Below are 12443 nucleotides of genomic sequence, written 5' to 3' on the forward strand. Positions count from 1 at the left end.
CGAACCAAGGCTGTCTCGACCACAGGCAGACGGGCCCTTGGTGACTCCCGGGGGCATGATATACTGAAACAACCCATCAGGGTTTAAGGCTTTCTGATTAGAAACGGGAGGCAGGTCATGCCAAATCCGGCTTCTCTGCAAGGGCAGGCGGCGCTGGTCACCGGTTCATCCTCAGGAATTGGCCGCGCCTGTGCCGAGGCGCTGGCCGCTGCCGGTGCCGACGTGGCGATCAATTACCATCATTCCGCCCAGCAGGCCAGGGAGGCGGCCGATCAGATATCCCGGCAGCACGGCGTGAAAACGGTCACCATCGGAGCCGATGTCAGTCAGGAGCAAGACGTCGAACGGATGTTCGCCAGAACCCTCGAGGCCTTCGGCCATCTGGATATTTTGGTCAGCAATGCCGGTATCCAGAAGGACGCTCCCTTTGCCGACATGACGCTGGAACAGTGGCGAAAAGTTATCGACGTCAACCTGACCGGCGGCTTTCTTTGCGCCCGGGCGGCCGCAAGGGAATTTCTGCGCCGGGGCCCCGTTCCCGAGCGCTCCCGCGCCCTGGGCAAAATCATTTTTATCAGTTCCGTCCACCAGAGGATCCCCTGGGGAGGACATGTCAACTATGCCGCCAGCAAGGGCGGGCTGATGCTGTTGATGAAGTCCATCGCCCAGGAGCTGGCGCCCCGCAAAATCCGAGTCAACGCCGTGGCCCCCGGTGCCATCAGAACCGACATCAACCGCGACGTCTGGGAAGACGAGCAGACCGCCGCCAAACTCTGCAGCCTGATCCCCTACGGCAGAATGGGTGACACTCTCGACATCGGACCTGCCGTGGCCTGGCTGGCCTCGGATGCCGCCGATTATATCTCTGGAGAAACTCTTTTCATTGACGGCGGCATGACGCTTTACCCCGGATTCGGCACCGGCCGATGACGGATCCTTTTCCTCCGAACCTCTGCGCCCATCGTCAAAACACCCTGTCGAGGAAGTTTCCATGCCCATCACCAATGCCGACATTGCCCGCATCTTCAACCATATTGCCGACCTGCTGGAGATTGACGGGGACAATCCTTTTCGGGTAAGGGCCTACCGCAATGCCGCCCGTACCATCAGCGATCAGCCGCAAGGCATGGCAGAGATGCTCGAAGACGGCAAGGACCTTTCGCAGTTGCCCGGAATCGGCAAGGACCTGGCCGGCAAGGTTGCCGAGATTGTCGCCAGCGACCGTCTGGAAATGCTGCGGACACTGGAAGCGAAGGTTCCACCCGATCTGTGCGAACTGCTGCGCCTCACCGGACTCGGACCAAAGCGGATCGCAGTGCTTTATCGCCAGCTCGGGATCAAAACTTTTGACGAACTGGCCGCTGCGGCCCGGGACCAGCGAATCCGCGAACTGCCCGGGTTTGGCAAGAAGACCGAAGAAAATATCCTGAGGGAGATCAAGGGCAAGACCGCGATGGCTTTGCGTACCCGGCTCGCCGAAGCGGAACAGGTGGCCGAACCGCTGCAGGCCTATCTGAAAGCAACCGAGGGAGTGAAGCAGGTCATGGTTGCGGGAAGCTATCGGCGGCGTCTGGAAACGGTAGGAGACCTGGACATACTGGTCGCCTGCGAGCGCGGCAGCCCGGTGATGGATCGGTTCACCGATTTCGAAAACGTGGTCGAAGTTCTGGCCAAGGGCGGAACCAAATCCTCGGTGCGTCTGCGCGGCGGCCTGCAGGTGGACTTGCGGGTGGTTCCCGCGGTCAGCTACGGGGCGGCGCTCTACTACTTCACAGGATCGAAGGCTCACAACATTGCCGTGCGTCAGATCGCCCAGAGAAAAGGGCTCAAGATCAACGAGTACGGGGTCTTCCGTGGTGAGGGCGAGGCAGAGGAGCGGATAGCCGGCACCAGCGAGGAGGAGGTTTTCGCAACCGTCGACCTGCCCTACATCGAACCGGAACTGCGGGAGAACAGCGGCGAAATCGAGGCGGCCCGGGAAGATCGGCTGCCGGAACTGATCGTCCCCGGAGACCTCCGCGGCGATCTGCATGCTCATACAAGGGCCACCGACGGCCGTTCTTCATTGAAGGAAATGGCGGAGGCCGCCCGCTCCCTCGGCTACAGCTACCTGGCGATTACCGAACACAGCCAGGCCGTCGCCATGGCCCGGGGTTTTGACGCCAGGCGGCTGGAGCAGCAGATCGAAGAGATTGATGAGCTCAATGAGGTCCTTTCAGGCTTTCGCGTTCTCAAGGGCATCGAAGTCGACATTCTCGAAGACGGCAGCCTCGACCTGCCCGACGAAGTGCTTGAGAAGCTTGATCTGACGGTCTGCGCCATTCACAGCAAATTCGACCTCACCCTGGAAAAGCAGACGGAACGCATCATCCGGGCGATGGACAATCCGCATTTCCGAATCCTCGCTCATCCGACCGGCCGGCTCATCAACAAGCGCGAGCCCTACCAAGTGAACATGGAGAAAATCATGAAGGCCGCCCTCGAACGGGGCTGCTTTATGGAAATAAACGCTCAACCGGACCGCCTCGATCTGAATGACCAGCATTGCCGCCTGGCGAAAGAGATGGGTCTGAAAGTGGCGATCTGTACCGACTCCCATCATACCGCCGGCCTCCGGAATGTGAAATACGGCATTTACCAGGCGCGCCGCGGGTGGCTGACCAGGGACGATGTCATCAATACGCGGGAGGTGGAGGATCTGCTGAAACTGCTCCAACGCTAGAAAGAAATCCGGCTTGTTTCATGAGTCTAATAGGGCCTATAAGACCCATAGGACCTATGGCGTCAATTCAGCCAAGACATTTCAAATCGAAATCGGAATCGAAATCGGCTTTTTGATTTTGACTTTACCCCTCACCCTTCCAACCGAATCCCCAGCTCCCGCAACTGCTCCAGCACCTTCTCGGCCCAGCCGTTGTTGGCCGCGGGGCTTGCGGGGCTTGGGTGCAGAATGCGGCCGATGCGGATATCCAGATCGGCCAGCGCTTCCCGGGCCCTTTCCTCGGCGAAACTGCCGATGCCTATTACGGTTTTGGCCTTGAGAGCGAGGACCGAATTTCTAAGGGCTTTGTCGCAGATATCGATGACCTGTCGCCGCTCCTGCGCCGGAAGCTGGACCGGTGTCCGGTTGCGGCCCGAGGCCTCCAGAAAAAGCAGTGGGCAGTAGTTCAGAACCAGAAAGCGCCGGAAAAATTTATCCGGTTCGCCGAATTTTTCCCGGAAAAGACCCCACAGGCGGCGCCCGCTTACCTCGCTGCGCCTGCAGTCGAGCCCGGTGACCGGTTTGCAGGGATTCTCCGAGGCCGGCCGGCCCACCGGTTCGCAGATCCTCAGCCAGTCGCGTACGACGGCCACCTCCCCAAAAGGCACGCCCGTCTGGGCCATTCCCCAGGGACCGGGGTTCATCCCCAGAAACACCGCCTCCTTGGGAGCCTTGCCGTAACGCTGCAGGTAGGCCTCATGACACTTCCAGGCATATTCGAGGGGATTGTAGACATGGGTGACGGGTTCGGCGAAATACAGGGACTGCAGATCATTCGATAACTTGCGAGTGATTTCGATCAATTGCATGAAACGTCTCCTGAAAAAATCGTTAGCCGCGATTTTGGCAGGCCCGGAGGTAAATTGCAATCAAAGCAGGGCAAAAATCCAAATCGAAATCGAAATCGGGATCGAAATCGGCTTTTGACCTTGAATGACCCCTCACTCCTCACTCCTCACTCCTCACTCCTCACCCCTCACGCTCTTCTCCCCGCACTTTAAATCCCTCATCCTTCTGTTAAAGTATTTGACGAATTGCCCGGTTTCATGCAAGAAACGCGTGAAAGAGAGAGCGACATGAATCCCTGGCATCTGGTTCCCGTGGACCAAACCCGCATCGACAAGGGCTTTCCGGTCGTCATCGAAATTCCCCGAGGGTCCAAGAACAAGTACGAACTCGACAAGCAGAGCGGACTGCTGCGTCTCGATCGGGTGTTGTACGGTGCCCTCCATTATCCGGCCAATTACGGATTCATCCCCAGGACCCTGGCAGAGGACGGCGATCCTCTGGACGTGCTGGTGCTCGGGCAGGAGCCGGTCCATCCGCTGACTCTGCTCGAGGCCCGAGCCATCGGCGTGATGCGCATGAGGGATGAAAAGGGCGCAGACGACAAGATCATCGCGGTCAACGTGCACGATCCGGCGGTGGCCGATTACACCGGCCACGAGGTGTTGCCCCATTACCAGATGCTGGAAATCCGAAAATTCTTCGAGGAATACAAGACCCTGGAAAACAAGGACGTGGTGGTGGAAGACCTGGAGGGTATTCCCAAAGCCCTGCAAATCATCGCTGCCGCCCTGGCCCGCTACAATGATATGGCTGATGAGCTGAAGAGGACAGAAAAGTGAACGAGGATCATCCTTCCAACCATTCCAACAATGCCTTGAAACAACGACCCGTCTATATCGTCGACGGATCCCGCACACCGTTTCTGAAAGTCCGGGGCAAACCGGGCCCTTTCAGCCCGGTCGACCTGGCGGTGCAGTGCGGCCGCCCGCTCCTGCTGCGTCAGGATCTGCCTCCCGACGCCTTCGACATGGTGATCCTCGGCTGCGTCAACGTCCTCGCCCATGAGATGAACCCGGCCCGGCTGGCGGCTCTGCGCCTGGGCCTGGGGGAAACCATGCCGGCCTTTACCGTTCAGATCAATTGCGGATCGGGCATGCTGTCGATCGACAATGCCTTCCGCTCCATTGCGTCCGGATCACAGGACCTGGTCCTGGCCGGGGGAGCCGAGGCGTTGAGCCAGGCGCCTCTGCTGGCGAAACCGGAAGCGGTCGCCTGGCTGGCGCAAATGCGGGAGGTCCGGTCCCCGGCGGAAAGCCTGCGCCTGATGAAGGGCTGGCGGGCGAATTTTTTGAAACCAGTGCTCGGTCTCAAACAGGGACTGACCGACCCCGTCGCCGGTCTGAGCATGGGACAGACCACGGAAATTCTGGCCCATCTGTTCGCAACAAGCCGGGAGGAAGCCGACCGTTACGCTCTGGAGAGTCACCAACGGCTGTCGCGCGCGCAAACCGAAGGCTGGCTTGAGGACGAAATCGAGGCGGCCATCTCCCCGACCGGCGAACTGTTCCAGCAGGACGATGGTGTCCGTCCCGACTCGACCCTGGAAGCCCTTTCCCGTCTCAAACCGGTCTTCGAGCCCCCCTTCGGCCTGGTGACGGCCGGAAACAGCTCCCAGGTCACCGACGGCGCCTCCTGGGTGATCCTCGCTTCCGAAAAGGCCTTGAAACAGTACCGCCTGACACCGAAGGCGGTGATCATCGACAGCGCCTGGGCCGCCCTCGATCCCCGTCTCATGGGGCTCGGCCCGGTCCTCGCAGCAACGGAGATTTTGCAGCGCTGGCGGGCGGCACTGGCCGACATCGACCTCTGGGAAATCAACGAAGCCTTCGCCGCTCAGGTCCTGGCCTGCCTCCGCGCCTGGGAGGATGGGGACTTCTGCAAGGGCGTTCTCGGCCTCGATCAGCCTCTCGGCCGCATCGATCGGGAGAAGCTGAATATCGACGGCGGCGCGATCAGTCTCGGCCATCCCGTCGGCGCGAGCGGCAACCGCATCCTGCTGCACCTGGTCAACGCCCTGCACCGCAAGGACCTGAAGGTCGGCATCGCCACCGAATGCATCGGCGGCGGTCAGGGCGGAGCCATGCTGGTCGAAAAAATTTGACTGTACGGGCGGACCCGCGTGTCCGCCCGTAGGATAGAAGGGACATTGTATGAAAGGCAACATCGGTCAATTTGTGCGGTCCCGGGAATTGGAAATGGGTCCCCTGTCTTCCCCCGAAAAGCGCGCTGAGGAAAGCCCCTGGGCCAACTGGCGGCTGGCCTGGGATGAAAACCGCGTGGCCTGGATCTCTTTTGATCGGCCGGAGAACAAGATTAATCTGCTTTCCGAGGAGGCGCTGCGGGAGTTCGGCGGGCTCCTGGAGACCGTCCAACGGCAAACCCCTGCCGGTCTGGTCCTGAGATCGGAGAAGCCCGCCGGGTTCTGCCATGGAGCCGATATCAATGAATTTTCCTCGCTGGGCGAGGATGCCCAGATCATCGACAAGCTCAATAAGGCCCATGCGATCGCCAACCGTCTTGCGGAATTGCCCTGCCCGACCGTCGCCGTTCTGCACGGTTTCTGTCTGGGAGGTGGGCTCGAGCTCGCCCTCTGCTGCGATTACCGGATCGCGGTTCCCGGCGCCCGCCTCGGCCTGCCGGAAGTGCTGCTGGGCCTGCATCCCGGCCTGGGAGCCACCGCCCGGCTCCCGCGTCTGATCGACCCGGTCCAGGCCATGACCCTGATGCTGACCGGCAAGATGATCCCTGCCAAGGAGGCCTATCAGCAGGGGTTGGTGGATGCTGTGGTGGAAGAGCGCCATGTCGCCGAAGCCGTCCGCGTCTTTACTCGAGGTCAAAGGCGCGGTCGTGAACCGGGTATCAAAAACAGGTTGCTGGCCTCCCGTCCGGCCCGCCGTCTTGAAGGCCGGTTGATGCGGGCGAAAAGCGCCAAAAAGGCGCCGCCGGAACATTACCCCGCGCCCGAGGCCCTGATCTCCCTCTGGGAAGAGAGCGGGGGCGACCTGGCGACCATGCTGGAGGCCGAAATCGCCTCTTTTGCCCGTTTGCTTTCCGACCCTACGGCCAGGAACCTGATACGGGTCTTCCTGCTGCGGGAAAAGATGAAAAAACTGACCGATTCGGAGCAGAGGCCTTTGCGTCAAGTCCATGTGATCGGCGCCGGCGCCATGGGAGGAGATATCGCGGCCTGGTGCGCCTACAAGGGGATCAGGGTCAGCCTGTACGACCGGCAGCCGATGACGATCGCCCAGGCGGTCAAGAAAACCGCCGATCTGTGTCACAGCAAAAAGCTCCCGGAGAAGGAGACCCGGGAAGTCCTCGACCGCCTGATCCCCGACCTGCGCAATCGGGGCGTTTTAAAGGCCGATCTTGTCATCGAAGCGGTCCCGGAAAAGATCGACATCAAACAGCAGGTCTATCAGGAGATCGAGCCCCTGTTGAAGGAAGGGGCCATCCTCGCCAGCAACACCTCCGCCATCCCTCTGGAGCAGTTGCGGGAGTTCTTGGCCGACCCCTCGCGATTCGTCGGACTGCATTTCTTCAATCCGGTTTCCAGAATGCAACTTGTGGAAGTGGTGCTGCATGACCAGCTTGGGCAGGAGGCCCTGGGCAAGGCCCGAACGTTTATCGGTCAGATCGATCGCCTGCCGGCGCCGGTGAACAGCTCACCGGGTTTTCTGGTCAACCGGATCCTGACTCCCTACCTTCTGGAAGCCATGATTCTGATGGACGAAGGGGTCCCTGCGGAAACCATCGACCAGGCCGCTCTCGATTTCGGCTTCCCGGTCGGACCTGTGGAACTGGCCGACCGGGTCGGACTGGACGTCTGCCTGAGCGTTGCCGAACTGCTGCGGAACCATCTCGGAGAGACCCTGGTCCCGGTCCCTGAGTGGCTGCGGGACATGGTCGCGGCGGGGGAAATGGGACGCAAGGCGGATCATGGCTTCTACAATTGGAAACAGGGCAAGCCGCAGAAGGACAACCGTTTCCCGGCACCGGAAAGGGATATGCTCGACCGACTTCTCCTGCCGATGCTGAACGCCGCCATGGCCTGCCTGTCCGCCGAGATCGTTGATGACGCGGACCTGCTGGATGGAGCGATGATATTCGGTACCGGCTTCCCCCCGTTTCTTGGGGGCCCCATTCATTACGCCCGCAGCCGGGGATTCAAAGACATTGCCGAAACCCTCGAGGTGATGGCGGCCAATTACGGCGAGCGATACAAGCCGGACCCCGGCTGGACTGAGAGAGATTGAGCCACACAGATAAAGGCATCAACCCTGTTATCGAACGCAGATAAAGTCGGATTTACGCAGATAAGGTCAAAACCACGGAAGTCTTCATTCGCTTTTATCCGCCCTTATCCGCAGTTATCTGCGTTCAATAAAAGCTTTTCGATTCTCCCGGTCTTCCTCTGTGTGCTGTAGTGCCAGGCTTTAGACAAGGCGACCATTGACAGATTCGCAAATTCCTTCCGTCATGCCCGAATGGTTCTATCGGGCATCCATGGATTCAAAGATTTAACGGCTGGATTCCCGATCAAGTTCGGCTCGGGAATGACATTTTGCGTACAGTCCTGCTTGCCCTGAAGTGAGAATTGGACCTGATCAGGTAAGATTTCGATTTTGACCAGAAAAAACGGAAAACAAATTAATAACGCTATCAATCGAAGGAGTAACCCATGGGCAGAAAGGTCGATGTGGCCATTATCGGGGCTGGCAGTGCAGGATTGGCGGCGCTGCGCCAGATCGTCAGGACCACTGACAATTTTCTGCTGATCGACCAGGGTCCCCTGGGAACCACCTGCGCGCGGGTAGGCTGCATGCCCTCCAAAGCTCTGATCGAAGTGGCCCGGGATTATCAGCGGGGCTTGAAGCTGGCGGACCGGGGAATCGGCGGCTGCGACGGTTTGACTATCGACATCCCCGACGTGCTGCGCCATGTGCGCCGGATGCGGGATCATTTTGCCGGCGGCATGGTGGAGGTCACTCGAAACCTCGCCGGAGACAGGCTCATCATCGGCAGGGCCACCTTGCTGGGGCCGGACCGGATCGAGGTCAACGGCGAAAAGATCGACTGCAACCGGATCATTCTCGCCATCGGATCCAAACCGGTCCTGCCCGAAGCCTGGAACAGGTTCCGTGACCGCATCCTGACCACCGACAACTTTTTCGAGCAGGAAGACCTGCCCCGCCGCATCGCCCTGGTCGGCCTCGGTACCAACGGCATCGAACTGGGCCAGGCCCTGGCCCGGCTGGGGATCAAGGTCACCGGCTTCGGCCGCAACCGTTTTATCGGCAACCTGCGGGACCCCGAAATCAATCGGGTGGCCATGGGAGTCATGGATAAGGACTTTTCGCTGCATGTCGGGACAGAGGCGAAGGTTGAAATGTCGCCCCGGAGCGATTGCCTGCTGATCAGCAACGGCAGCGCGGAAATCGAGATCGATTCCTTCATCGCGACTACGGGAGTGGTACCAAACGTCCGTGGGCTTGGCCTGGAAAACCTCGGAGTCAAACTCGACAAGAACGGAATGCCCCCTTTTTGCAAGCATTCCCTGCAGATCTGCAACCTGCCCGTGTTTATCGTCGGGGACGCCAACAATTATCTGCCGGTGCTGCATGAAGCCCAGGATGAAGGATTCATCGCAGGCATGAATGCTTTGGAGAAACAACCCCTGCAATACCGGCGCCGGACCCCCCTCCGGATCGGATTCACAGATCCCCAGATCGGACAGGTTGGAACCACCTTCGATCAGTTGAACCCGGACGGAATCGTGATCGGCCGAGCCGACTTTGCCGATCAGTCAAGGGCCGTCATCGAAGGGAGCAACGCGGGCATGCTGCATCTCTACGCGGACAGAAAAACCGCTCGCTTGCTGGGAGGAGAGATGGTGGTTCCGGAGGCGGAGCATCTGGCCCAACTGCTGGCGGTCGCCGTACAGCAGGAACTGACCGTTCACGAAGCCCTGATGTTCCCCTTTTATCATCCGACCGTGGAGGAAGGCCTTCGCTCGGCTCTGCGGGATGCGGCCCGGCAACTGGCCGATACTCATCCCGGCACGGAAATGGCCCTTTGCGAGAGTTGCCCGCCCTCGCCGCTCTGCTGAGAAATGGTCTTGAAGACTATTTTTTACAGCCGGTCGAAGAGAATTTTGGTGGCATAGGCGACCAGCAGGGCCCAGCCGAAACTCATCAGGGTGCCGATGATGATGTATTCGGCCTCCTTGCGCTGTTCCGGCGCCCTCACCTCGCCGATCCGTAAAATGGATTTGGCGGCGACCAGAAAACCGACCCCCTGGGTCTCCCCCATCAGGACGAACAAAAAAATCAAGGCCCGCTCCAGTTGTCCGATCAGCCGCCCGGCGTTCGGCAACCCCTGGGAGTTAATGCCGACGGCCGACTGGAAAGGAGCCACAGCCTTGCCGACCCAGAAGGTCCCCACCCGGACACAGAGGATTCCTCCGGCAAGCAACAGTACGCCCCGCACATAAAAGGGCAGCAGCGTTTGCCAGAAAGGGACTTCGGCGGGATAAATCCAGAAACCGCCGATGATTGCAAGGCTTGCAAGATGCAGCCCCTGGTCGGCGAGGAAAACGGCGGGGCCGTCCTTCCCGGAAAGGGTCTTCAGCCCGTCCAGCACCAGATGGGTGAGGAGGACCCCCACCGCGATCCGCCAGTTGAACCAGAGGCCGCACACCAGGTAGGTTATGCCGGTCACTGTCAGAAGATGAAGGGTGAAAAATCCGGCAGTCCGTTTGTCACGGACCATGCGATCGGACTGCAGGAGAAAATCCCCCAGCAGATGGCCCGCAATCAGGCAGACGGTCACATCCAGGGTATCGGCACCCATCGTTTCCCTCCAACAAGCAACCTCTTAGGGTTGCTTATGGAATTTGCAACCTTATGTGGTTGCAGAAATCTCGAAACGGAAATTTTCAAAACACTTCACGGCACCCTCCACTGCAAACCACCCCGCGGCATCGAGGTTCTTGGCCACAGCCTGACGACTGACTCCGTCCGGCCAGAATTCCCGGATCTCCTCCTGGGTACGGTCGAGAAGGGCCCCCTTGACGGCAAGGGCCTGCTTAACCGACCATCGCTCCGCCAGAATCCCGGCCATGGCGACGACGGTCTGCAAGGGTTGCAGACAGCCGGGATCGATCCGGTTTTCGGGCACGGCAAGGCCCAAAGTCTGCTTCAGGGGCAGGTCGTCGAGGGCTTGGCCAGAAAGGCGAAAGGCTTCCCCGTCGGCCCCTCCGGTGGAATTTTCGGGCAGGAAGTCGATGCCGCCGACGCCGATGGCGAAACGCATGTCGATGCGGGAGGGAGCGCCGGCCGCCTTCAGGGCAGCGCGAAAAAACAAGGCTGTTCGCAGGGCTTTGGTCGGTTCGGTGAGCAAAAACTGGATACTGTCCCCTCGGAAGATGCTGATTTCGCCGAGAAGCAGGTCGGGGAAAAATTTGCCCAGTTCTCCGCCGACCTTCAAAATTGTATCGTGCAAGCGGCCGCGATCATCCGCCTTCAATCGGGACGACTTGATCACATCGCCCGTCAAGGCCGCATAACAACGATCCTTTTGCACATCCATGAACCTGCTCCATGTTTTGATTTTAACCAAATCGAAATCGCTATCGAAATCGGTATCGGAATTTAAGCTTTTTCGCCTTTTTTGTTATTTTTCAGGATCTCGATCAGGTCAACCTATAAATGGATATCACGAAATTTTCAATGAAAAAAACTTGTCTTAAGACCTGTGGCGCCGTCGGGCAAGTTCGCTGACATATTCCCTGCCGAGAGTCTTCCTGTTTTCCCGTATCCACTCACTGAGAAGAATTTCACCCACCGGTTCGTCTTCGACATAAAGCATTTCACCCATCAAACCCTCGATTTCATCGCGGGTCAACAGAATGTCATCGACCATCGCGCCGACCTTCCGGGCTATGTTCAACCCGGTTTTGAGGGAAACGGAAATTATTTTCCGTTTCCTGCCGATCTCCCTGCCAAGCAACTCGACCAGTTCCCGAAAAGTGTAGGTTTCCGGGCCTATGGCGTTGATTACCCGGTTTTCACGGCTTGCTCCCTGCTCAACGGCGATCCGGGCCAGGTCGTCGACATGAATCGGCTGCAGACGATAGCGGCCATCGCCGAACATGCCAAAAAAAGGAAAACGGCGCAGCATCCAGGCGATGTTGTTGATCAGAATCCCCTCCGCACCGAACAGCATCGCAGGTCGCAGGATCGCGTAGGACACCCCGGACTCTTTGATCAGCTTTTCGAGAATGGCCTTGTCGCGAAAATATTCGAAAGGCGAGTCTTCCGAAGGATTGGTGATGCTGACGTGGACAATGCGCTGTACCCCTGCCTCCCGGACGGCATCGAAGAGTATTCGGCTGTTGGCCAGGGCCTGCGAATAATTGAAATGTTCGCCGTAATTGAATCGGACCCAGTAGGTGTTGTAGAAGACCTTTGCACCCCGCAACCCATTGACCAGGGCCTGGTAATCGCCGAAATCGAGAGGACGAACCTCAACCCGACCCTGGTGCGGATCGTTCCCCGGCCTGCTGTTGGTCAGTGTACGGACTTGATGTCCCGCTGACAGCAACCGGGCGGCAATGTACTTTCCGGAAAAACCAAAGGCACCGGTCACCACGTGCAGGCTTTCTTCCTTCATGGAGCACCTCAAAATTTTTTTTGGAAGGGAGTCTGTATCGGGACCGGCAGAGAAGAAAATTTTATTTCCTCCCGATGAAGCTGCGGCGCCGAAACGGGTAACGAATGAATTGTAACACCCGCGCAGGATGATAAAATCATACCTGAAAGGTTACAATTTG

Annotated in this window: 10 protein-coding genes; 6 read left to right on the forward strand and 4 right to left on the reverse strand. The window is 58.9% G+C overall.

Annotation, left to right across the window (positions count from 1 at the left end; all coding sequences use genetic code 11):
- The first annotated feature begins 117 nt into the window (after nucleotides 1–117).
- Both R2940_06830 and polX read left to right on the forward strand, forming a co-directional pair.
- Nucleotides 118–930: a glucose 1-dehydrogenase gene (locus tag R2940_06830; protein MEZ4599486.1), complete on the forward strand. Its 813-nt coding sequence runs from the start codon at nucleotides 118–120 to the stop codon at nucleotides 928–930.
- Nucleotides 931–991: 61 nt separating this feature from the next.
- On the forward strand, nucleotides 992–2722 hold the full coding sequence (polX, locus tag R2940_06835; GenBank protein MEZ4599487.1) for a DNA polymerase/3'-5' exonuclease PolX: 1731 nt from the start codon (nucleotides 992–994) through the stop codon (nucleotides 2720–2722).
- A gap of 131 nt (nucleotides 2723–2853) precedes the next feature.
- Here the strand turns inward: polX and R2940_06840 are convergent, their stop codons facing one another.
- Complete coding sequence (locus R2940_06840; GenBank protein ID MEZ4599488.1) at nucleotides 2854–3570, reverse strand: hypothetical protein; 717 nt, start codon at nucleotides 3568–3570, stop codon at nucleotides 2854–2856.
- A gap of 267 nt (nucleotides 3571–3837) precedes the next feature.
- Here R2940_06840 and R2940_06845 point away from each other — a divergent pair, with 267 nt between their 5' ends.
- From R2940_06845 to R2940_06860, 4 genes are all read left to right on the forward strand, one after another.
- Nucleotides 3838–4389 (forward strand): inorganic diphosphatase, encoded by a 552-nt coding sequence (locus tag R2940_06845; protein ID MEZ4599489.1) that lies wholly within the window; start codon nucleotides 3838–3840, stop codon nucleotides 4387–4389.
- Complete coding sequence (locus R2940_06850) at nucleotides 4386–5711, forward strand: acetyl-CoA C-acetyltransferase (GenBank protein ID MEZ4599490.1); 1326 nt, start codon at nucleotides 4386–4388, stop codon at nucleotides 5709–5711. Before R2940_06845 ends, R2940_06850 begins: the two co-directional genes overlap by 4 nt.
- Before the next feature lie 49 nt (nucleotides 5712–5760).
- Nucleotides 5761–7866 (forward strand): 3-hydroxyacyl-CoA dehydrogenase NAD-binding domain-containing protein, encoded by a 2106-nt coding sequence (locus R2940_06855; GenBank protein ID MEZ4599491.1) that lies wholly within the window; start codon nucleotides 5761–5763, stop codon nucleotides 7864–7866.
- Between the two features lie 425 nt (nucleotides 7867–8291).
- Nucleotides 8292–9719, forward strand: a complete 1428-nt coding sequence (locus tag R2940_06860; GenBank protein MEZ4599492.1) for a dihydrolipoyl dehydrogenase — start codon at nucleotides 8292–8294, stop codon at nucleotides 9717–9719.
- Nucleotides 9720–9742: 23 nt separating this feature from the next.
- Here R2940_06860 and R2940_06865 read toward each other — a convergent pair whose 3' ends face one another.
- From R2940_06865 to R2940_06875, 3 genes are all read right to left on the reverse strand, one after another.
- Nucleotides 9743–10462 carry a DUF3307 domain-containing protein gene (locus R2940_06865; GenBank protein ID MEZ4599493.1) on the reverse strand — a complete coding sequence of 240 codons (720 nt, stop codon included), beginning with the start codon at nucleotides 10460–10462 and terminating at the stop codon, nucleotides 9743–9745.
- A gap of 51 nt (nucleotides 10463–10513) precedes the next feature.
- Entirely contained in the window at nucleotides 10514–11200 is a 687-nt protein-coding gene (locus R2940_06870) for a hypothetical protein (GenBank protein MEZ4599494.1), read from the reverse strand.
- A 156-nt stretch (nucleotides 11201–11356) separates the two neighbouring features.
- Nucleotides 11357–12283 carry an NAD(P)H-binding protein gene (locus tag R2940_06875; protein MEZ4599495.1) on the reverse strand — a complete coding sequence of 309 codons (927 nt, stop codon included), beginning with the start codon at nucleotides 12281–12283 and terminating at the stop codon, nucleotides 11357–11359.
- Nucleotides 12284–12443 lie beyond the last annotated feature (160 nt).

Source organism: Syntrophotaleaceae bacterium, assembly GCA_041390365.1.
Classification (GTDB): domain Bacteria; phylum Desulfobacterota; class Desulfuromonadia; order Desulfuromonadales; family Syntrophotaleaceae; genus JAWKQB01.